The organism is Streptomyces rubrogriseus, from assembly GCF_027947575.1.
GTDB lineage: Bacteria > Actinomycetota > Actinomycetes > Streptomycetales > Streptomycetaceae > Streptomyces > Streptomyces rubrogriseus.
This window is the reverse complement of record NZ_CP116256.1, coordinates 586567-607108: the sequence shown is the minus strand read 5'-3', so window position 1 is coordinate 607108 and position 20542 is coordinate 586567. Positions and strand designations below refer to the sequence as shown.

The 20542-nt window shown below is 72.8% G+C and carries 17 protein-coding genes; 4 read left to right on the top strand and 13 right to left on the bottom strand.

Annotation, left to right across the window (positions count from 1 at the left end):
* Window positions 1-2 precede the first annotated feature (2 nt).
* The 3 genes from Sru02f_RS02640 to Sru02f_RS02630 are packed head-to-tail and all read right to left on the bottom strand — an operon-like array spanning window position 3 to window position 3201.
* On the bottom strand, window positions 3-599 hold the full coding sequence (locus Sru02f_RS02640; protein WP_109034830.1) for an anthranilate synthase component II: 597 nt from the start codon (window positions 597-599) through the stop codon (window positions 3-5).
* Window positions 596-2158, bottom strand: a complete 1563-nt coding sequence (locus Sru02f_RS02635; RefSeq protein ID WP_109034832.1) for an anthranilate synthase component I family protein — start codon at window positions 2156-2158, stop codon at window positions 596-598. Before Sru02f_RS02635 ends, Sru02f_RS02640 begins: the two co-directional genes overlap by 4 nt.
* Window positions 2155-3201 carry a class I SAM-dependent methyltransferase gene (locus Sru02f_RS02630; protein ID WP_164270503.1) on the bottom strand — a complete coding sequence of 349 codons (1047 nt, stop codon included), beginning with the start codon at window positions 3199-3201 and terminating at the stop codon, window positions 2155-2157. Before Sru02f_RS02630 ends, Sru02f_RS02635 begins: the two co-directional genes overlap by 4 nt.
* A 265-nt stretch (window positions 3202-3466) precedes the next feature.
* On the opposite strand from Sru02f_RS02630, the gene Sru02f_RS02625 reads away from it, so the two are divergent.
* Window positions 3467-5857, top strand: a complete 2391-nt coding sequence (locus Sru02f_RS02625) for an HAD-IC family P-type ATPase (protein ID WP_109034834.1) — start codon at window positions 3467-3469, stop codon at window positions 5855-5857.
* Window positions 5858-6601: 744 nt separating this feature from the next.
* Complete coding sequence (locus Sru02f_RS02620; RefSeq protein WP_109034836.1) at window positions 6602-8518, top strand: AfsR/SARP family transcriptional regulator; 1917 nt, start codon at window positions 6602-6604, stop codon at window positions 8516-8518.
* A 58-nt stretch (window positions 8519-8576) separates the two neighbouring features.
* Here Sru02f_RS02620 and Sru02f_RS02615 read toward each other — a convergent pair whose 3' ends face one another.
* The 7 genes from Sru02f_RS02615 to Sru02f_RS02585 form a co-directional block, all read right to left on the bottom strand.
* Entirely contained in the window at window positions 8577-8792 is a 216-nt protein-coding gene (locus Sru02f_RS02615) for an MbtH family protein (RefSeq protein ID WP_003975599.1), read from the bottom strand.
* Between the two features lie 122 nt (window positions 8793-8914).
* Complete coding sequence (locus Sru02f_RS02610) at window positions 8915-10090, bottom strand: alpha/beta hydrolase family protein (RefSeq protein WP_109034838.1); 1176 nt, start codon at window positions 10088-10090, stop codon at window positions 8915-8917.
* Between the two features lie 207 nt (window positions 10091-10297).
* Complete coding sequence (locus Sru02f_RS02605; protein WP_109034840.1) at window positions 10298-10726, bottom strand: hypothetical protein; 429 nt, start codon at window positions 10724-10726, stop codon at window positions 10298-10300.
* A 90-nt stretch (window positions 10727-10816) separates the two neighbouring features.
* Window positions 10817-11671 (bottom strand): prephenate dehydrogenase, encoded by an 855-nt coding sequence (locus Sru02f_RS02600; RefSeq protein ID WP_109034842.1) that lies wholly within the window; start codon window positions 11669-11671, stop codon window positions 10817-10819.
* 103 nt (window positions 11672-11774) lie between these two features.
* A complete protein-coding gene (locus Sru02f_RS02595) occupies window positions 11775-12230 on the bottom strand; it encodes a phospholipase (protein WP_109034845.1) in 456 nt (151 codons plus the stop codon).
* Between the two features lie 145 nt (window positions 12231-12375).
* Window positions 12376-13170: an ABC transporter permease subunit gene (locus Sru02f_RS02590; protein WP_109034847.1), complete on the bottom strand. Its 795-nt coding sequence runs from the start codon at window positions 13168-13170 to the stop codon at window positions 12376-12378.
* Between the two features lie 6 nt (window positions 13171-13176).
* Complete coding sequence (locus tag Sru02f_RS02585; RefSeq protein ID WP_109034849.1) at window positions 13177-14130, bottom strand: ABC transporter ATP-binding protein; 954 nt, start codon at window positions 14128-14130, stop codon at window positions 13177-13179.
* 136 nt (window positions 14131-14266) lie between these two features.
* Between Sru02f_RS02585 and Sru02f_RS02580 the strand changes: the two genes are divergently transcribed.
* Together Sru02f_RS02580 and absA2 are read left to right on the top strand one after the other, a co-directional pair.
* Window positions 14267-15982 (top strand): sensor histidine kinase, encoded by a 1716-nt coding sequence (locus Sru02f_RS02580; RefSeq protein WP_373103374.1) that lies wholly within the window; start codon window positions 14267-14269, stop codon window positions 15980-15982.
* Between the two features lie 18 nt (window positions 15983-16000).
* Window positions 16001-16669 carry a two component system response regulator gene (gene absA2 / locus Sru02f_RS02575; RefSeq protein WP_109034853.1) on the top strand — a complete coding sequence of 223 codons (669 nt, stop codon included), beginning with the start codon at window positions 16001-16003 and terminating at the stop codon, window positions 16667-16669.
* Here absA2 and Sru02f_RS02570 read toward each other — a convergent pair.
* The 3 genes from Sru02f_RS02570 to hppD are packed head-to-tail and all read right to left on the bottom strand — an operon-like array spanning window position 16659 to window position 20364.
* Window positions 16659-17993 carry an aminotransferase-like domain-containing protein gene (locus Sru02f_RS02570; RefSeq protein ID WP_109034855.1) on the bottom strand — a complete coding sequence of 445 codons (1335 nt, stop codon included), beginning with the start codon at window positions 17991-17993 and terminating at the stop codon, window positions 16659-16661. The genes absA2 and Sru02f_RS02570 overlap by 11 nt on opposite strands.
* Window positions 17990-19291: an alpha-hydroxy acid oxidase gene (locus Sru02f_RS02565; RefSeq protein ID WP_109034857.1), complete on the bottom strand. Its 1302-nt coding sequence runs from the start codon at window positions 19289-19291 to the stop codon at window positions 17990-17992. Before Sru02f_RS02565 ends, Sru02f_RS02570 begins: the two co-directional genes overlap by 4 nt.
* Window positions 19288-20364: a 4-hydroxyphenylpyruvate dioxygenase gene (gene hppD, locus Sru02f_RS02560; protein WP_109034859.1), complete on the bottom strand. Its 1077-nt coding sequence runs from the start codon at window positions 20362-20364 to the stop codon at window positions 19288-19290. Before hppD ends, Sru02f_RS02565 begins: the two co-directional genes overlap by 4 nt.
* Between the last annotated feature and the right edge of the window lie 178 nt (window positions 20365-20542).

The window sequence follows — 20542 nt, the reverse complement described above, 5'->3', positions numbered from 1 at the left end:
ACTCAATCATCGGCGCACTCCAGGAAGTTCGCGATCAGCTGCTTGCCCTCGGGGCTGAGCACCGACTCCGGGTGGAACTGCACCCCGTGGACCGGGTGCGTGCGGTGGCGCAGGCCCATGACCGTGCCGTCCGCGGTGCGGGCCGTGACGGTCAGCCCGTCCGGCAGGCCGGCGGGATCGACGACGAGCGAGTGGTATCGGGTGGCGCTGAACGGGTCGGGCAGGCCGGCGAAGACTCCGCTGCCGTCGTGGTGCACCGCACTGGCCTTGCCGTGCACCTGCTCGCCGCGCACCACCGAGCCGCCGTAGGCGACGGCGACGGCCTGGTGGCCCAGGCACACGCCGAGGACGGGCAGCCGTGGGCCGAGTTCGCGGACCGCGTCCACGCAGACGCCGGCGTCGGCGGGGGTGCCGGGGCCCGGCGAGAGCAGCAGCAGGTCGAATCGGGCCAGCTCGGCGACGGTGACGGCGTCGTTGCGGAACACCGTGGGGCGGCCGCCCAGTTCGGCGACGTAGTGGACGAGGTTGTAGGTGAACGAGTCGTAGTTGTCGATCACCGCGACCCGCGGGCCCGGGCGGGTGCCGGTGGGGGCGCTCATGCCGCCGCCTCCGCCCGCCGGACGGCCGTGAGCATGGCGCGCGACTTGTGCAGGGTCTCGCGGAACTCGGCCGCGGGGTCGGAGTCGGCGACGATTCCGGCGCCCGCCTGCACGTGTACGTGGCCGTCGGCGACGACCATGGTGCGCAGGGCGATGGCGAAGTCGGTCAGACCGTCCGCGCCGACGAAGCCGAGCGCGCCGCCGTACACCCCGCGCTGCTCGGGCTCCAGCTCGGCGATGATCTCCATGGCCCGGATCTTGGGTGCCCCGGAGAGCGTTCCGGCGGGGAAGGCGGAGCGCAGGGCGTCCAGCGCGTCCCGGCCCTCGGCGAGCCGTCCGCGCACGGTGGACGACAGGTGCATCACGTGGGAGAAGCGCTCGACCCGCATCAGCTGCTCCACCCGGACCGTGCCCGGTTCGGTGACCCGGCCCAGGTCGTTGCGCCCGAGGTCGACCAGCATGACGTGTTCGGCGCGTTCCTTCTCGTCGGCACGCAACTCCCGCTCCAGCCGCAGGTCCTCGGCGGGGTCGGGGTGGCGGGGCCGGGTGCCCGCGAGGGGCCGGGTGCGCACCGTGCGGCCCTCCGCCTTGACGAGCAGCTCGGGCGAGGCGCCGATCACGTGCCGGCCGCCGCCCAGGCTCAGGTGGTACATGTACGGCGAGGGGTTGGTGGCCCGCAGGTGCCGGTACAGGTCGGTCGGCCGGGCGCGCAGCGGTCTGCTGAGCCGCCGGGAGAGCACGATCTGGAAGGCGTCACCGGCCGCGATGTGCTCCCGGGCGCGGGCGACCCGCTCGGTGAACTGTGCCTCGGTGAGGTTCGCGGTCCAGCCCTCCGTCCCGTGGTCCGCCGGCGTGGCGGCGGCGAGCGGGCGGCCGGAGAAGACGGCGGGTGCCGGCGCGCGGCGCAGTGCGCGGTTGAGGCGCCCGATGCGGGCGACGGCGTCGTCGTAGGACTCGCGGGCCGGGCGGTAGAGGGTCATCAGCAGGACGCGCCGGGTCGCGTGGTCGAAGACGACGAGGTCGTCGGCGGCGAGGAAGGCGGACTCGGGCAGTCCGGGCGGCGGTCCGGCGGCCAGGGGCAGGTCCTCGAAGTGGCGGGCCGCCTCGTAGCCGAGGTAGCCGACGACCCCGCCGTGGAACGGCGGCAGTCCGGGCACCGGCGCCACCGACCGGGCCAGGTGGGACCGCAGCGCGGTCAGCGGGTCGCCGCCGGGCGACTCGAGCGGGACCGGGCGGTGACCGACGTACGAGTACCGTGCCACGCCGCCGGAGACCGGCACGCTCTCCAGCAGGAAGCCCGCCTCGTCCGGTCCGCACAGCTGGGCGAAGGCGGTGACCGGGCTGACCGAGTCGTCCAGGAACTCCTGGTGGAGCGGGACGACGTCGTGCTCGCGCGCGAGTGCCGCGGCGGCGGCGCGGTGCGGGACGGTGGCGCGGGCGGCCTCCTCGGCCTCCGGTGCGCCCTGCGCGCCCTGCGCGCCCTGTGCGTCCTGCGCGTCCTGCGCGTCCTGTGCGCCCTGTGCGTCCGCCGTGGGTGCCTCGGCGGCGTGGGTGGTCATGCCGCCTTCCCGGCGGTGGCCGAGACCCGGCCCACTCCGACGACGGCACGCCGCGGAATGGTGACGCGCCACCCGCCGGTGCCCTCCTCCCGGCGCAGTTCGCTCGAGGCGAGGCCGCCCTCGGCGTCCGGGTAGCGGAAGACGGACTTGGCGGTCTCGGCGACCCAGCGGTACGCCTCCTGCTCGGTTCGCCCCTCGAAGACCTTGACCAGGCCGTACATGTTCAGCAGGTACCGGCCGATCTCCAGCTCCGCCTCCTCGGGGGTGGCGGCGACCGCGGTGTAGGGGTCGTCGATCTCCACCACCTCGCGGTGGTCGTAGCCTGCCTTCTCCAGGTACCCCTCGATCTCGTCCCGGGTGAAGTGCAGGAACTTGTGGCCGGTCGCCGAGTACACGTCGGTGACCTCCTCGAACCACACGTCCACGGGCGAGCCGACGAGGAAGTCGTGCAGGACGAAGGTGCCGCCGGGGCGGAGCATCCGGCGGGCCTCGGTGGCCACCGTCTGCCGGTCCGAGGGCGGCACGTGGTGCGAGCCGTAGGCCAGCAGTACGGCGTCGACGCTGTGGTCGCGCAGCAGCGGCTGCTCGGCCTGCTGGAGCAGGGCGGGCACGCCGGCCGCCCACGCCGTGGTCACCATGTGGGGGGACGCGTCGCAGGTGAGGATGTTGAAGTCGCCGATGCCCAGCTCCTCGCAGACCTTGCGCACCAGTCCGTCGCCGCCGAGCAGGTCGACCAGGACGGGCCGGTCGCCGGCCGCGGTGCGGCGGGCGGTCTCGGCGAAGCCGAGGAGCTTCCTGATCCCCGTCTCGCGGGCGCGCCGGTTGAGGGCCTGGGCCTGTACGTACTCCACGCCCCGGCTGCCCTCCCCGTCGGCGCCGAAATCGTCGTGCCGCCCGGGGGCGCTGCCCCTGGCCGCCTCCCAGGCGGCGATCCGCCGCGGGTCGGCGAGGGCGTGCAGCTCGGGGTGGCTCCGCCGCAGTTCCGCCAGCTGCCCCTGCACGTCGTCCCCGGTCACGGTGGGTCCGCTCGTCTGTGCGCGCATGCGTCGGGATCTCCTCGGGTGGGGGTGGACGCGGGCAAGACGATGCCCGCCGGGCCTGCCGCCACGACGGTAGGAGCGTCAACTTTCTCCTCGATATCGATTGGTTTTCGCCCCGCCCGGCCAAGATCCGTCCCTGTCGAAAGTAAGGCCCAAGAGACGTCGTTCGTGCCTGGTGGCGGCGGATGGCGGGCTCCTACAGTCACTTCGCGGGGGACGCAGCCGAGACCGGAACTGAGCGCGGAGTCGAGCCCGGAGGGCGTCAGGGATGAAGAACCAGTTGGACGAGCCGGGGGGCGCGGTCCGCGTCGGCGGGGGTGGTGGCCTGAGCGCGGCGGAGGTCGCCGAACGGGTCGCGGCGGGGCAGGTCAACGACGTACCGGCCCGGTCGAGCCGCACGATCGGGGAGATCGTCCGCAGCAACCTGTTCACCCGTATCAACGCGATCATCGGCGTGCTGTTCGTCATCGTGATGATCGTCGGGCCGGTGCAGGACGGTCTGTTCGGCGGCGTCATCCTCGCCAACACCGCGATCGGCATCATCCAGGAGGTGCGCGCCAAGCGGACCCTGGACCAGCTGGCGATCGTCGGCGAGAGCCGGCCCCGGGTGTGGCGGGACGGGCGGCGGCTCGAACTCAGCGCCTCCGAGATCGTCATCGACGACTCCATCGACCTCGGTCAGGGCGACAAGATCGTGGTGGACGGCACCGTCACCTCGGGCGACAACCTGGAGGTCGACGAGTCGCTGCTCACCGGCGAGGCCGACCCGGTGGTCAAGCAGCCCGGCGACCCGGTGATGTCCGGCAGCTTCGTGGTGGCCGGCTCGGGGACGTTCACCGCCACCCGGGTGGGCAAGGAGGCGTACGCCTCGCAGCTCGCCGACGAGGCGCGGCGGTTCAGCCTCGTCAACTCGGAGCTGCGCAACGGCATCGACCGGATCCTGAAGTTCGTCACCTGGGCGATCGTCCCGGCGGGCATCGCGCTGATCATCACCCAGTTCGTGGTGAACGACGACAACTTCTCGGAGGCGATCCGGCGCATGGTGGGCGGTCTCGTCCCCATGGTGCCCGAGGGCCTGGTGCTCCTGACCTCGCTGGCCTTCGCGGTCGGCGTGGTCCGGCTCGGCAAGAAGCAGTGCCTCGTGCAGGAGCTGCCCGCCATCGAGGGGCTGGCGCGGGTGGACACGGTCTGCCTGGACAAGACGGGCACGCTCACCGAGGCGTCGATGGACGTCGACGAGGTCCTTCCGCTGCTGCCGGAGCTGCCGGTCGACGCGGTGCTCGGCGCCCTGGGCGCCGCCGACGAGCGGCCCAACGCCAGCCTCCAGGCGATCATCGAGTCGTACCCCGCTCCCGAGGGCTGGCAGCGCACCGCCACCGCGCCTTTCTCGTCCGCCCGGCGCTGGAGCGGCGCCTCCTTCGTCGAGCCCTCCGGCACGGAGTCGGCGTGGCTGCTGGGGGCACCGGACACGATGCTGCCGGCCGGACACTCGGTGCTCACCGCCGCCGACTCCTACGGGGCCCGGGGGCTGCGGGTCCTGCTCCTGGCGCGCAGCGACCGGCCGCTGGACGCGCTGATGGACGACCCCGCCGCCGTGCCCGCCGCCGTCACGGCCGCCGCGCTCGTCGTCATCAAGCAGCGGGTGCGGCCGGAGGCGCGGGCCACCCTGGACTACTTCGCCGACCAGGGCGTCACGGCCAAGGTGATCTCGGGCGACAACGCGGTCTCGGTGGGTGCCGTGGCGTCGAGCCTGTCGCTGCCCGGGTCGGAACGGCCGGTGGACGCCCGGTTCCTGCCGGAGGACCCGGCGGAACTGGCCGACGCGGTCGAGGAGAACGCCGTCTTCGGACGGGTGGGGCCGCAGCAGAAGCGGGACATGGTGGGCGCGCTCCAGTCCCGCGGGCACACGGTGGCGATGACGGGCGACGGCGTCAACGACGTCCTCGCGCTCAAGGACGCGGACATCGGCGTGGGGATGGGCTCGGGCAGTCCGGCCACCCGGGCGGTCGCGCAGATCGTCCTGCTGAACAACAACTTCTCGGCGCTGCCCTCGGTGGTCGCGGAGGGGCGCCGGGTCATCGGCAACATCGAGCGGGTGGCCAACCTCTTCCTCACCAAGACCGTCTACTCGGTGCTGATGGCGCTGGTCGTCGTGATCGCCCAGGTGCCCTACCCGTTCCTGCCGCGCCACATCACGCTGGTCGGGTCGCTGACCATCGGCATCCCCGCGTTCTTCCTCGCCCTCGCGCCCAACAAGGAGCGGGCCAGGTCCAACTTCGTCGGCCGGGTCCTCAGGTTCGCGATCCCGGCCGGCGCGCTCGCGGCCACCGCCACCTCGGTCGCCTATCTGATCGCCCGCTCGGTGTACGACGACAACCTGGACGCCGAGACCTCGGCGGCGACCCTCGCGCTGTTCCTCACGGCCCTGTGGGCGCTGGCCGTCATCGCCCGCCCGTACACCTGGTGGCGCGTGCTGCTGGTGCTGACCATGGCGGTGAGCTTCGCCGTGGTGCTGGTGGTGCCCTACCTCCAGGAGTTCTTCCAGCTGAAGCTGGTCGGCGTCACCGCGCCGTGGGCGGCGGTCGCCTGTGCGGCGGTGGCCGGGCTGGTGCTGGAGTTCGTGTGGGCACGTATGCGGCGTCGTCTCGACGCCGACTGAGCCCACCGGGCGGTCGACCCCCGTACCGCCCGGTGAAGAGGAGGGGACGCCCGGTCCGTGCCGGGCGTCCCCTCCGTCTTTGTGCGCCCAGCGCCGGCCGGAACGTCACGATCCGGCCAAACCTGCGCGGCGGTGCGACCGGAGGAGCCGCCTCCGGGACGCTCGCCGGCCGGCCCGCCGCGGGACCGGAACGAGCCCCGGCATCCGCCGCCACCAGCGGATTTCACATTCCTTACGCAATCGGCGGCGAGAGCAACCGGCAGGTAACTTCAGGGCTGAATCCAGGCCATCGGGGAATAGCAAACGGCGCACTGACGAAAGCCAGGGCAGAGACCTGCCGAAAGTTGAGTGTTGGAATCAAAGAAGATCCGTATTATTCCGACTGCAGGCAGGGGGGAGCCGGCTACGAAGGTTAAAATCCGCAGGTCAGATTGGGCCGGGTCGCAGGCAGCGCCGCACCGGCAACCACGACCGCGACTTTCGCGACGCACCCCCCTCGCACTGCCGCCCGGCCACCGGTCCGGGCGCATGACCCGAAGGGAAGTGAGGCTCACGCACGGACCAGCAGCTCCTGACGCAGCGACCCGGACCCGGAGGTGAGCGAGATGACGACGAGGCCCCGACCAGCGGTGAACCCGGCTGACCCGGCCGTAACGAAGTCTTCATGCCCGTGGCACCCGACGGCTTCGGAGAGTTTCGGCACGCAGACATCAGCACAACTTGACGCGGGGGTATCAAGAGGTCATGGATCTTCGGCTGATAGAACCGATATACCAGAGAATCGGAAATGCGGAAGTCTCCCAAAAGGAAACCCCGATCGCCGGTCTCGAATTCGGAGTGCTCGGGCCACTCGAAGTGCACATGAATGGCCGAGGTCTTACGGTGGGCGGTCCCCGGCAACGGGCGGTGCTCTCCGCACTACTTCTCTCCGCTAATCAGGTCGTTTCTTTCGACTCCCTGATCGAGGAGGTCTGGAACGGCCGTCCGCCCAGTACCGCGCGCACTCAGGTGGCCATTTGCATCGCCACACTGCGCAAAATCTTCCGCACCGCGGGCTGGGAACAGGAAACCATCATCACGGCCACACCCGGCTACATGCTCAGCCTCGCCGGCCACTCACTCGACTCGCTCCGTTTCGAACAACTGGTCTCCAGAGCCACCGAACTGACGGCGGACGGCCGTCCGGCCCCGGCGGCCGAGGCGCTGCGCCGGGCTCTGGCCCTGTGGCGCGGCCCCGCCCTGGGCGGCGTCCACGCACCCTTCGCCGAGACCGAGGCGGCCCGGCTGGACGAGCAGCGCATGCTGGCCGTCGAACAGCACATGGCGCTGCGCCTCCAACTCGGCGAGCACCAGTCGGTCCTGGGCGAACTCCAGGCACTGGTGGGCGCCTGCCCGCTGCGCGACCGGCTGCGTTACTACCTGATGCTCGCTCAGTACCGTTCGGGACGGCGGGCGGAGGCACTCACGACATTCCGCGACGGAATGCGGTATTCCATCGAAGAGATCGGTCTCGAACTGGGTACCGACCTCCAGTCGCTGCACGACTCGATCCTGCGCGACGAATTCCCGCAGCTCGGCGTCCTGGGCATAGCGGCGGCGCGAAAGGACCGGCCGCAGACCGTTCCGAGTCAGCTTCCGGAAAGCGACGCCTACTTCATCGGGCGTAGCCGGGAGCAGTGGTTGATGGATGATGTGCTGCTCGACGGATCGGCGCAGAATCCGCCCGCCATCGCCTACCTCACCGGAAGTCCCGGAATCGGAAAGACGAGTCTGGCGATCAACTGGGCGCACCGTGCGGCGCACAGATTTCCCGACGGGCAGCTCTTCGCCGACCTGCGGGAGGGCGGCCCGCTGGAGGTGCTCCACCAGTTCCTGCGCCAGCTGGGGGACGAGGGTCCGCCGCCCGCCGAGCCCGCGGAGGCGGCGGAGCGGTACCGCGGACTGCTGGAGGGCAGACGGGTCCTGATCGTGCTCGACCATGCCTCGTCCTACGCCCAGGTACGTCATCTGCTGCCCACGAGCGGCGGGTGCTGCGTACTCATCACCGGTCGGGCCAACCTGGACGAGCTGATGCAGAAGTACCGCACCTTCCGGCTGCGGGTCGAACCCCTGTCGGACGACGAGGCGCGGGAGACACTGGCCGGCGTGCTGCGGGACTCACGGGCGCAGGACGTCCCCGAGGCGACCAGCAGGCTCGCCGCGCTGTGCGGGCACTCGCCGCTGGCGCTGCGGGCCGCCGCGGCCAGGCTGCTCACCAAGACGCACTGGCGCGTGCTCGACCTGGTCTCCCGGCTGGAACGCTCGGGTGACCGGCTGGCGGCCCTCAGCATCGGGGAGGACTCGCTGCGCGCCCGGCTGGACCGCAGCATGCGGGAGCTGGACCCCAGGGTGGCCTTCGCCTACCGGGAGCTGAGCCGCCTCGGTGACGCGGACTTCGACGCGGAGCAGGCGGCCCGGGTGCTCGGCACGGACCTGCTGGAGGCCGAGGACCTAATCGAGACCCTGGTCGACGCGCAGCTCCTGGAGGCGGTCGGCCGCAACCCCTGGGGCGGGATGCGCTTCCAGTGGCAGGAGCTGGTGCGGCTGCACGCGTCCCACTGCCTGACGGCCGCGGGGTCCCTGGAGACCGCGGCCCCGGTCGCCGTGGCCCTCACCGACTGAGCCGGAGACGGCGACGGCCCGTACGCCCCGCCGGGAGCGTACGGGCCGTCGTGTCCGGTCAGTTGCCGGTGCTCATCGCCTCCACGAGGCTCCTGGGCCGCATGTCGGTCCAGTTCTTCTCCACGTACTCCAGGCACGCCTCCCGGTCGGACTCGCCGAGGGCGACCGTCCACCCGGCGGGCACGTCCACGAAGGACGGCCACAGCGAGTGCTGCCCCTCATCATTGACCAGCACGAGATAGCGGCCGTCTGCGTCTTCGAACGGATTGGTCACGTCGCATTCCTTCCGGGAGCGTCGGGCTGGAGACTCTGCGCGGGTCGCGGACCCTGCCGACCCCGGTCAAGGTACTGAGACCGTCTTTCCTTCCGATATCGATCCGTTTTCCCACGGGCCGCTCAGCGTCCGTGAACGAGCACCTCCGGGTCCTGCCGGGCGGCGGTGTCGAGGCGGGGGCCGTACCGCCGCAGCCGTTCGTCGAGGAAGGCCACCACCAGCTCCCTGGTGACGCGCCCGGCGTCGGCCGCGCCGAGCGTGACCTCCTCGCCCGCCGTGCCGGTGCGTTCGAGGAGCCGGGCGTAGTCGGTGAAGGACAGGTGCCCGGCGCCCCGCACCGACAGCCAGCGGCGCGGTCCCGACAGGTCCCGCCAGGCCCGCTGCCAGGTGGGGTCGGCGCCGGGCCGGCCGTGTTCGCCCGCGCCGAGCAGCAGGAACGGCCGGTCCACCCGGCTCCTGCCGCCGGTGTGGACGGTGCCGTCCAGGTCGGCCGCGGCGGCGAAGCCGGCGTCGGTGCGCAGCGCCTCGAAGGCGGCGGCGCCGCCCATCGAGTGGCCCACCACCGCCACCCGCGACGGGTCGAGCCGCGGCAGCCCCACGGCGCCCGGCGACCGCAGCAGCCGCTCGCGCACGAAGCGGAGGTCCGCGGCGCGGGTGGCGGCGACCCGTGCGCCCTCCGGCTGCCGTCGGCAGGCCAGGCAGCCGGTCACGCGGCCGTCGGGGTGGCTGATGGCCGGGGCCTCGTAGGCGTGGTCGACCGCGGCGACGGCGTACCCGCGGCTCGCCAGCTCCTCGGCGAGCCCGGTCAGCGACGAGCGGGGCAGCGCGAAGCCCGGCGAGAGCAGGACCAGGGGCAGCCCGCGGGCGGGCGCCGGCAGCGGCGGCGGGGCCGTGCGGGCGTGCACGCGGATACGCGCGAGCAGGTCGTCGGGCACGCCCTCGACCCGGTGGAAGCGCAGGATCAGCGCCGACTCCCGGGCCGTGACGTACGAGGCGCGCGGCGCCCGCGAGGGCAGCGCCGGGTACCAGAGCGAGAGGGCCAGTTCGCGGTACCGGTCGGGGTTCCAGGGGTCGCGCCGGGAGGTGTCGCGCAGGTGCGCGGTGCGCACGCCGACCGGCAGGGCGCCGGTCGGCGCGGGCACGGCGGACGCGGTCCACGCGGCGTCGGCGGCCGGCGCGGCCCGCGCGGCTGCCGTGCCGGGGGCGCCCGCGCCGAAGGGCACGAGGGCCAGCAGCAGGGCCGCCACGAGGGTGGCACACCGGTGCGCCGGACGACCGGCTCCCATCACGTTCGGCATCAGCGCTCACTTCGTCGGAAGCAGGGACACCGATCACGCTAGGAGCGGGAAACACGAGGTGAAAGCGGCAACGGCGGTTTCATCACCTTGGTCACCGCAAGTGGATGCGATCTTCGTGGGCCGGACGGTGAAGCGCCTGGACTTCCGTCGTCCGCCGGGCGGGCCGGCCCTGTCCTTTCGACAGGGCCGGGCGCGCGGGCGGGACCGTCACATGAAGACCATCGTGAGGTGGGTGTCCGCCACGCCCGTGACGTTCTTGGGGCCGTACTCCGACTCGGTCGGGTCGTAGTCGAACTCGACGTAGGGCTTGTCGGTGAAGTGCGGGCAGGCCAGGGTGCTGGTGCTGGAGTCGGGCCCGGACTCCGTCTCCCAGTCGATCCACCAGCCCACGCAGCCGGAGTCCCCTCCGTTGAAGGGGCCGCCGGGCTTGAGGTCCTCGACGTGGCCGGTCACCCGTACCTCGCCGTCCTCGACGCAGACGGTGATCTCGCCCCGGCCGAAGTCCTCGGTCTCGCTGTCCGTGACACAGCCGGAGGCCGCGGGCCCGGCGGGCGCGGCGGAGGCGGCCGTCGTCGGGAGCAGGGCGACCGCGCCGATCGCCGCGGTGAGCGCCGTGGCGCGCAGGATTCCACGCATGGTCGTGTCCTTTCCATCGGTGGTGCCGGATGACGGTGGTGGCGCGGATCCTCGGGGTGCCGGGGCCGCGGCGGTCCGCCGCCCCGCGGCTCAGGGCGAGGGTGTGTGCGGCTCCCGGATGCGGGCGCGTCCGGCCACGCCGAAGCGCAGGGTCTCCCGCAGCCGGACCGGGCCGTCGGTGTCCCCGGACCGGGCGGCGTCCCTCAGTTCGCGGGCCATCGCCTGCGCCTCGGCCGCCCAGTCGTCCAACTGGTCGGCGACGGGACCGGCGTTGGCGGTCAGGATGCGGGCCCAGCGTTCCGGGTTGGCGTCCGCGGTCCTGGTGACGTCCCGCAGGTCCTGACCGGCCAGCCGTACGGCCGACTCGTCGCCGCCGAGCAGCCGCGCGGCGACCAGGCTCGCGACCAGGTGCGGGGCGTGCGAGACGAGGGCCACGGCGCGGTCGTGGGTCTCGGGGTCCAGCAGCACCGAGACCGCCCCGCACAGCGCGACCAGTTCCAGCGCGCAGTTCAGGGCGAGGTTCCCGGTGGCCTCGGTGGGCGTGAGGGCCCAGGGCCTGCCGTCGAAGAGGTCGGCGCGGGCCTGGACCGGGCCGCTGCCGCCGACCACGGGGGCGCCGCTGACCAGGGAGGTCAGGTCGCAGCCGTGCGCCCTGACCTCCCGGTGCAGCCGCACCTTGACGCCGGAGACGTCGGTGTAGCAGCGGGCCGTGCCGAGCTTCTGGTGCTCGGCGAGCACCGGCGCGACCTGGTCGGGCGGCACCGCGAGCACCGCGATGTCGGCCTGCCGCGGCGGCGGTGCCGCGAAGCCCGCCCCGCAGCGTTCGCCCGCCAGCGCCGCCTCGGGGTCGGCGTCGGTCAGGTACGTGGTCACGCCGTGCCGCCGCAGGGCGAGCCCGACGGAGCGGCCGATCACACCGGCGCCCACGATGACGACGCTGCGCATGCGTCTTCCCCTCCTCGGCCCGGGGCCCGCGCTGCCCTGCCCGGCTCAGCTCTGCTCTGCTCGGCTCAGCTCTGCTCGGCAGGCTCGGTCGGCTCGGCTCGGCTCAGCCGAAGATCTTGACGGCCTGGTAGTACGTCCAGGCGGTGCTGTTGCAGGCCGTGTTCTTCTCGCCGGTGTAGCCGGTGCAGACGCGCTTCATGTCCTCGTAGAAGGCGCTGTCGATGCGGCTCTTGTTGGCGTCGAAGCTGCCCGCCGCCTTGTAGTTGCGGTATCCGAAGTCGTGGCGCGCGCAGGCCGTGTTGAACGGGAAGCCGAAGGGGTTGTCGGGCGCCTGGGTGCACAGGTCCGTGGACCAGTCGAACTCGTAGGCGGCCCAGGCGGACTGGTTCCGGTTGGCCGCGATCCAGGCGTTCTGGCTGGACGCGCTGGTCTGGGTGAAGGAGGCGAGTACCTGGGGCTTGTCCGCGGGGGCCGCCTGGGCGGGCGCGGCGGCGACGCCGAGGGCGAGCGCCGCACCGACGGCGGCGAGCGTGGTCCGGGTCCTGGTGGTGGTGCGCACGGGCGGCCTCCAAGGTGGGGGGGCGGATACGGCTCCACCACCTTGGCTGGGCCCGCTATGGGCCCCTTATCGCACCGGTATCGACGAAGGGGCCGCACTCCGGCAGCCGGAGCACGGCCCCTGGGGAGCCCGGACGAGCGGCGGGTCAGGCGTCGCGGCGGCGCAGCACCGCGGTGCCGGCGGCGTAGGCGGCCAGGGCCCACAGCAGGAGGACCAGCAGCGCGGTGCCGGCGCCGTAGGGGTCGCTGTCCTGGGTCAGCAGGACGGTACCGGCGACGCTCGGCATGTAGTCCGAGGCGGTCTCCAGCCACTTGGCGCCGACGACGCCCATCAGCTGGGGCAGCGCGAGCAGGACCATGATGAGGGTCGTGATGGTGCCCGCGGCGCTGCGCAGGACGGTGCCGAGCCCGATGGCCATGACGGCGAGGAGGGCGAGGTAGACCCCGGCGCCGAGCGCGGTGCCGAACAGCTGGCCGCTGCTGTAGTCGCCGTAGTGGCCCATCAGGGGCGCGGCCACCATGGTGCCCAGCAGGCTGAAGACGAAGCCCGCGGCGACCACGACGGCGGTGACGACCAGGGTCTTGGAGCGCAGCATCCGGCCGCGCGCGGGCACGCTCTGCAGCGTGGTGCGGATCGAGCCGCTGGAGTACTCGCTGGTGAGGGCGAGGGTGGCGAGGACCACGATGGTCAGCTGGGAGATGAGGAAGGCCTGCGAGGCGTGGTGCGGGGCGGGCATCGTGACGTCGACGCCCTTCTTCGCGCTGGCGTCGGCGGAGGCGCCGACCATGGCGGCGAAGCCAACGGTGAGCAGCAGGCCGACGGCCAGGTTCCACCAGGTGGCCCGCACGCTCCAGAACTTGGTCCACTCGAACGCGACGGCACCCTTGAAGCCGCCGCCCTTCACGGGACCGACGAGCTTGGGGACGGTTGTAGTAGTCATATCCAGTTACGCCTTCTGGTGGTCCGGGACTTCGGTGACCTGGGAGAGCGCGGGAGAGCCGTACTCCACGCTCGCGGCGGTGAGTTCCATGTACGCCTGTTCCAGGCTGGCCTTGCGCATGCTGAGTTCGTGGATCGGAACGCGGTGGTGGAAGGCGAGGTCGCCGATCTCCTCCAGGGTTCCGCCGACGACGAGGAGTTCGTCGGGCGCGGAGTCCGCGTTCGGCTCGACGCGCAGCCCGGACTCCAGCAGTTCCCGCCTGAGCACGTCGGGCTGCGGGGTCCGCACCCGTACGGCGTTCAGCGAGCTGCCCGCGATGACCTCCTCGATCGGCGCGTCGGCGATGATCTTTCCGCGCCCGATGACCAGGAGGTGGTCGGCGGTCTCCTGCATCTCGCTCATCAGGTGACTGGACACGAAGATCGTCCTGCCCTCCGCCGCGAGGGACCGCATCAGCTCGCGGACCCAGCGCACGCCGTCCGGGTCCAGTCCGTTGACCGGCTCGTCGAAGAGCAGCACCTTGGGGTCGCCCAGCAGGGCGGCCGCGATGCCGAGCCGCTGGCCCATGCCGAGGGAGAAGGAGCCGATGCGCTTGTTCGCCACCTCGGACAGGCCCACGGTCTCCAGCACCTCGCCGACCCGGGACGCCGGGATCCCGTTGCTGCGGGCCATCCCGAGCAGGTGGTGCCGGGCCGAACGGCCGGGGTGGCCCGCGCGGGCGTCGAGCAGCGCGCCGACCTCCCGCAACGGGTGCCGCAGCTCCTCGTAACGCTTGCCGCCCACCAGGGCCCGCCCCGAGGTGGGCGCGTCCAGACCGACGATCATGCGCATCGTCGTCGACTTTCCCGCGCCGTTCGGGCCGAGGAATCCGGTGACCTTTCCCGGATTGATCTCGAACGAGAGGTCCGAGACGGCCGTCTTGTCGCCGTACCGCTTGGTCAGTCGGTCCAAAGTGATCATCGCCTGGTGGCTCCTTCCAAAGTCACGTCCTCAACGCTAGTGAGAGGCAAGGGCCCGAAACATCTGGCGATCGGCAACGACCGCAGTCGACTTTCGGCAGATCCGGCGGCCGGGGCCGCTCTTGTAGCGTGCTGGAATGCACCGATGGCAGGCCGTGCGCCGACGAATCGAATCGCTTGTACGGGTCCTCGGCTCCGAGCGCCCGTTCACCCGGCGCGCCGATCTGGTGCTGCTGCTCGTACTGCTCGTGCCCTCCGCGTTCGCCACCGGGACGCTCGGCACCGCGCCGGTCGCCTGGCTGACCGCCTGTCTGCTCATCGCGGCCGCGGTCGTGGTGCAGCGCACCGCGCCGCTGCTGTCCCTGCTGCTCGCGGCGCTGCTCACGCTGTTCTATCCGTGGTTCGGGGCGAACCTGTGGCCGGCCATGGCGACGGTGGTGCTGAGCTGCCTCGCGGGCCGCAGACTGACCCGGCTGTGGCCCGCGCACCTGGTGTTCCTCTGTGTCGCCGTGGCCGGGCTCCTGCTGGTGGGCACCGTCGGCCAGAGCAAGGACTGGCTGAGCCTGCTGATGACCGAGTTCGTCGCCTGTGTGCTGCCCTGGTGGGCCGGCAACTGGTGGAGCCAGCGCACCGCGCTGACCCACGCCGGCTGGGAGCACGCCGAGCAACTGGAGTGGCGCCAGCGCTACATCGCCGACCAGGCCAGGATGAAGGAGCGGGCCAGGATCGCGCAGGACATCCACGACTCCCTGGGCCACGAGCTGAGCGTGATGGCCCTGCTCGCCGGCGGCCTGGAGCTGGCCCCCGGGCTGTCGGACCAGCACCGGGAGTCGGTGGGCCAGCTGCGGGAGCGGTGCACGATGGCCACCGAGCGGCTGCACGAGGTGATCGGGCTGCTGCGGGAGGACCCCAATCCGTCGCTGACCCCCGCCGACGAGTCCGTCGCCCAGCTCGTGCGCCGTTTCCAGCGGTCCGGTACGCCGGTCCGGTTCCAGGAGGACGGGGCCCGGGACCGCCCCGGCACGCCGCTGCTGTCCGACCTCGCGGCCTACCGGGTGGTGCAGGAGGCGCTGACGAACGCGGCCAAGCACGCGCCGGGCGCGCCCATCGACGTACGGGTGACGCACACCGCGGACGAGACGGTGGTGTCGGTCGTCAACGAGCGGCCGGAGCAGGGCGGAAGCGTTCCGGCGGCCGGGAGCGGGTCGGGGCTGATCGGCCTCGACGAGCGGGTCCGGCTCGCGGGCGGCACGCTGCGCACCGGCCCGCGCGCGGGCGGCTTCGAGGTCTACGCGCGGCTGCCGCGCGGCGCCTCCTCGCCGTCGCGGTCCACCGAGCCGCCGGGGCTGGCCGACGGGGACGGCACGGCCGGTGGCCCGGGCGACGGCACGGTGCCCGGGGTCGCGACGGCCGGGAACGAGGGGCGGGCCGCGGCCGACGCGGCGGACCTGCCCGCCCCCGCCGGGCCGTGGCGCAGCGCCTCCCGGGCCGCGCTGCTGCGCACCAGGGCCCGGATCAGGCGGGACGCCCGGCGGGCCGCGCTGATCCCGGCGGTGCTCGGCGCCGCCATCGTGGCCTTCCTCGGCGGGCTCTACGTCTTCACCTCGGCGACCACGTCCCTCGCCCCCGAGGACTACGACCGGATCCGGGTGGGCGAGACCCGCACCGAGCTGGCGCACGCGCTGCCGGAGCGCCGGATCAGGAAGCCGCCGCCGGTCACCTCCGAGCCGTCCGTCCCGGCCGGCACGACCTGCGAGTACTACCGGGCGAGCAGCGGCCTGCTCGACTTCGGCGGCGCCATGTACCGGCTGTGCTTCAAGGATGATGTCCTCATGGCCAAGGACACGCTCTGACCACCAGGGAAGGATCGGATGATTCGCGTACTGCTCGCCGACGACGAGACCATCATCAGGGCCGGGGTTCGCTCCATCCTGACGACCGAACCGGGCATCGAGGTGGTCGCCGAGGCGGCCGACGGGCGGGAGGCGGTCGAACTGGCCCGCAAGCACCGGCCCGACGTGGCCCTGCTCGACATCCGGATGCCGGAGATGGACGGCCTGACGGCCGCGGGTGAGATGCGGACCACCAACCCGGACACCGCGGTGGTCGTCCTCACCACCTTCGGCGAGGACCGGTACATCGAACGGGCCCTGGACCAGGGCGTGGCCGGGTTCCTGCTCAAGGCGTCCGACCCGCGGGACCTGATCTCCGGCGTCCGGGCGGTGGCGTCCGGCGGCTCCTGCCTCTCCCCGCTGGTGGCGCGGCGGCTGATGACCGAGCTGCGCCGAGCCCCCTCACCGCGCTCGGAGGTGTCGGGGGAGCGCACGACGCTGCTGACCAAGCGGGAGCAGGAGGTCCTGGGCATGCTGGGGGCCGGGCTGTCGAACGCGGAGATCGCGCAGCGGCTGCACCTGGTCGAGGGCACGATCAAGACGTATGTCAGCGCCATCTTCACCCAGTTGGAGGTCCGCAACCGGGTGCAGGCGGCGATCATCGCGTACGAGGCGGGACTGGTGAAGGACAGCGACCTCAACCGTTAGACGCCGCGCGGTCCTTGACGAAGCGGGCCAGCCGCGTCGCCCCCTCGGCGGCGCGGTCGGTGGTGAGGTAGCTGCACGAGAGGCGGATCTGCCGGTCGCCCGCGTCGTCCAGGTGGAAGTGGCGCATCGGCGTCCAGATGACGCCGTACTTCTCCGCGGAGACGTCCAGCGCGGCCTCGTCCGCCTCGAAGGGCACGTCGAGGGTGAGGAAGAACCCGCCGTCCGGGTCGTTCCACCGCACGCCGTCCGACTCCGGTGAACCGGGCGGCAGTTCGGCGGCGAAGGTGTCGCGCAGGCACCGCATCGTGGACTGGTAGTGGCGGGCCGAGGCCTCGTTCGCCGCCCGCAGTCCCCCGCCGTTCTGCAGCAGCAGTCCGGCGACCGCGGCCTGGCTCAGGGTGGGGGTGTTGACGGTGACCATGCTCTTGACCTTGGCCAGTTCGTGGGCGAGCAGACCGGGCGGCCGTCCGTCCGCACCGGCCACGAGCTGGTCGGCGACGACGAAGCCGACGCGGGCGCCCGGGAAGGCGGTCTTGGCGAAGGAACCGAGGTAGACGACGCGCCGTTCGGTGTCGAGGGACTTGAGGGTGGGGCGGCGCACCCGGCTGAACACCCCGTAGGGGTTGTCCTCCAGGAGGAGCAGGTCCAGCCGCGCGGCGGCGTCGAGCAGGGCGGTGCGGGCCTCGCGCCGCATGCTGACGCCGGTCGGGTTGGAGCAGTCGGGCACGACGTACAGGCACCTGGCGCGCCGGCCGCTCGCCTCGATCTCCCGGACGGTGCGCTCCAGCCCTTCCGGGCTCGGCCCGTCGGGGGTGCCGGGCACCGGCACGACGGGGATGTCCAGCAGGCCGGCCGCGCCGGTGATGCCGACGTAGGCGGGACTGTCGACGAGGAGCACGTCGTCCGGTCCGGTGAACAGGGCGCGCAGGGTGAGCAGGACGGCCTCCTGGCAGCCGACCGTCACCACCACGGAGGCGGGGTCGACCGTCAGGTCCTCGTCCACCTCGAGCATGCGGGCGACGATGTCCCTGATCTGCCCGGCGGTCTCGCCGTACTGGTAGAGCGCGGTGCGGACGCGTTCCTCGGAGTGGCCGCGCTCGCGCAGGTGGTCGAGGTAGGTCTCGATGTACCCGGGGACGCGTGCGACGTCGAAGTCTCCCTCGTAGGGGCGTCCCGGGGCGAAGGAGATCGCCTGCGGGTAGCGGAGGGTCACCTCGTTGAGGAAGTTCATCGTGTCGAGCAGCGGGGCGGACAGGCTGGGGTGCAGGGCGGTCCGCGCCAGGACGCCGTCCCGGTCCGTACGCGCTGGGGTGGTGGTGGTCATCCGTGGCTCCTGTCTCGGTGCGGCGCCGGGCGGGGCGCGGTGGGCGGGCCGGGGTGCGGCGGGCCGGAGTACGGCGGGGCCAGGGTGTCCGGGCCGATCGTGCCGGTGGCGGCGTGGCCGGTGAGCACCATCGTGTCGGCGAAGTCCTCGGTCAGCAGGGTGAGCATCCGGCGCACGCCGGCGCCGCCGTCGGCCGCCAGCGCGTACAGCGCGGGGCGCCCGACCAGGACGGCACGGGCGCCGAGGGCCAGGGCGGCCAGGACGTCGGCGCCGGTGCGGACGCCGCCGTCGAGGAGGACCGGGCAGCGGCCGCACACGGCGGACACCACCTCGGGCAGCGCCTCCAGGGTGGCCGGTGCGCCGTCGAGTTGGCGGCCCCCGTGGTTGGAGACGACGATGCCCGCGACGCCCGCCGCGACCGCGGCCTCGGCGTCCGCCGCGGTCAGCACGCCCTTGGCCAGCACCGGGAGGCCGCTCGCCGCGCCCAGGCGGCCCACGAAGGACCAGTCCAGGCGGCGGTCGAAGGCGAGCCTGCTGTGCGCGCCGGGGGTGGCGCTGCCGGCCGCCGCCGTGCCGGTCAGGTTGGCCGGAACGATGTGGTCGGGGACCGCGAAGCCGTTGCGCAGGTCGCGCAGCCGGCGGCCGGTGAACGGGGTGTCGACGGTGAGCACCAGCGCCTGGTAGCCGCTGTCGCGGGCCCGGCGGGCCAGGCCCAGGGTGGTCTCGTGGTCGCGGAAGCAGTACAGCTGGAGCCACAGCGGTGCGCTCGCCGCCCGGGCCACCTCTTCGAGGCTCCGGCCGGCGAAGGTGCTGACGACGAGCGGGAGTCCGAGCGCCCCCGCCGCCGCGGCGGTCGCCGGTTCGCCGTCGGGGTGGGCGAGTCCGTGGTAGGCCACCGGCGCGATGCCCACGGGCGCCGGCCACCGGGAGCCGAGCACCTCCACGGAGGTGTCCGGCTCCTCGATGCCGGGCAGCGCCCTGGGCCGCAGCCGTACGGCCCCGAAGACGGCCTCGTTGGCGGCGAGGGTCCGCTCCCGCCCCGCGCCGCCCGCGATGAAGTCCCAGGTGGCGGCGGGCAGTTTGCCGTGCGCGAGCCGGGCGAAGTCGTCGAGCGTGAGCGGCTCCGGCGCCCGGGCACCGGAGCCGCCCGCCGCGCTCCCGGCCGCCACTGGCGCCGGGGCCACCGACCCGCCGGGTCCCGCGGGAGCCGGGTCCCCGGGTTCCGCGGGTGCCGGGCCGTCGGGGCCCGCGGGAGCCGGGCCGTCGGGGCCCGCCGGGTGCCGGACGGCGGAGGTCATCGGCCGGCCACTTCCCGCTCCCGCTCGACGGCCTCGTACAGGGCCTTGATGTTGGAACTGCCGAAGCCGCGGGCGCCGTTGCGCTGGATGTACTCGTAGAAGAGGGTGCCGCGCGGGTAGGGCGAGCGGGTGAAGATCTGCAGCAGGTAGCCCCACTCGTCGCGGTCCGCGAGGACGTTGGTCTCGCGCAGGTCCTCGATGGCGTCGGCCATCGCGCCGACCCGCTCGGTGAGCAGGTCGTAGTAGGCACCCGGGGTGCGCAGGAAGGCCACGCCGCGGTCGCCGAGCGAGCGGACCGAGCCGACGATGTCGTCCACCAGGAAGGCCAGGTGCTGGACGCCCGGCCCGTCGTGCGCGCTCAGGAACTGGTCGATCTGGCCCGGCACCCGGGTGTCGTCCGGCTCGATGAGCGTGAAGGTGATACCGCCGCCGGCGTTGCGCACGACGATGGAGTCCATCGCCTGCTCGCCCACCTCGATGTACTCGGAGGAGTAGTAGGGCATCTCGAAGGCCGCTTCGTAGAACTCGGCGGTGCTCCGCAGCGTGCCGGACTCCAGGCAGACGGCCACGTGGTCGAGGAGGGGCCGCGGCCCCGTGCGGCCGGTGGCGGCCGGGAGCAGCGCCCAGTCCCGGTCGGGCGGCAGCAGCCCCGCGCCGTCCCCGCCCGCCGCCGGGACCAGGGTGTGCCGGATGTCCCCGAAGCCGGAGACGGTGGCGAACCACGCGTCCTGGCCCGCCCGGTGGGAGGGCGTCGGGGCCTGCAGCGCCTCGGCACCGGCGAGGACCGCGCGGTCGAAGCAGGAGCGCACGTCGTCGCAGCCGAAGGCGAGGTCGGCGATGGAGTCGCCGTGCCGCTCCACGTAGCGGGCGACCGGGGTGTCCGGCGCCAGCGCCTGGGTGACCACGAGCGTGACCTCGCCGCTGCGCAGCACCGTGGACCGGCGGTCGTGGGTGCCGGTGGCGGGGCCCGCCACCGCCAGGGGGACGAAACCGAGGCTGTCGACGAGGAAGCCGGAGGCCTCCCGGTCGTCCGCGACGTACAGCTCGGCGTACGCGATGTCACTGGGCGGCATGGCGGCTCTCCAATGAAGGAAGGGGAAAGGAGGGAGCGCTGAGGGAACGCCCGCCGGGGAGAGGGAAGGAGGTCCTCTCTTTCTCCGGCAGTAATGAGAAATGCGCGTGGCCACACTCTACAAATGACCCGTATAACCTCGCTATCGACTGGTTATCAAGGCTCCTACCTGCGGTTAT

Coding starts and splice junctions, on each gene's coding strand:
- Sru02f_RS02640 (WP_109034830.1), bottom strand. CDS start 599: ATGAGCGCCCCCACCGGCACCCGCCCGGGCCCGCGGGTCGCGGTGATC.
- Sru02f_RS02635 (WP_109034832.1), bottom strand. CDS start 2,158: ATGACCACCCACGCCGCCGAGGCACCCACGGCGGACGCACAGGGCGCA.
- Sru02f_RS02630 (WP_164270503.1), bottom strand. CDS start 3,201: ATGCGCGCACAGACGAGCGGACCCACCGTGACCGGGGACGACGTGCAG.
- Sru02f_RS02625 (WP_109034834.1), top strand. CDS start 3,467: ATGAAGAACCAGTTGGACGAGCCGGGGGGCGCGGTCCGCGTCGGCGGG.
- Sru02f_RS02620 (WP_109034836.1), top strand. CDS start 6,602: ATGGATCTTCGGCTGATAGAACCGATATACCAGAGAATCGGAAATGCG.
- Sru02f_RS02610 (WP_109034838.1), bottom strand. CDS start 10,090: ATGCCGAACGTGATGGGAGCCGGTCGTCCGGCGCACCGGTGTGCCACC.
- Sru02f_RS02605 (WP_109034840.1), bottom strand. CDS start 10,726: ATGCGTGGAATCCTGCGCGCCACGGCGCTCACCGCGGCGATCGGCGCG.
- Sru02f_RS02600 (WP_109034842.1), bottom strand. CDS start 11,671: ATGCGCAGCGTCGTCATCGTGGGCGCCGGTGTGATCGGCCGCTCCGTC.
- Sru02f_RS02590 (WP_109034847.1), bottom strand. CDS start 13,170: ATGACTACTACAACCGTCCCCAAGCTCGTCGGTCCCGTGAAGGGCGGC.
- Sru02f_RS02585 (WP_109034849.1), bottom strand. CDS start 14,130: ATGATCACTTTGGACCGACTGACCAAGCGGTACGGCGACAAGACGGCC.
- Sru02f_RS02580 (WP_373103374.1), top strand. CDS start 14,267: ATGCACCGATGGCAGGCCGTGCGCCGACGAATCGAATCGCTTGTACGG.
- absA2 (WP_109034853.1), top strand. CDS start 16,001: ATGATTCGCGTACTGCTCGCCGACGACGAGACCATCATCAGGGCCGGG.
- Sru02f_RS02570 (WP_109034855.1), bottom strand. CDS start 17,993: ATGACCACCACCACCCCAGCGCGTACGGACCGGGACGGCGTCCTGGCG.
- Sru02f_RS02565 (WP_109034857.1), bottom strand. CDS start 19,291: ATGACCTCCGCCGTCCGGCACCCGGCGGGCCCCGACGGCCCGGCTCCC.
- hppD (WP_109034859.1), bottom strand. CDS start 20,364: ATGCCGCCCAGTGACATCGCGTACGCCGAGCTGTACGTCGCGGACGAC.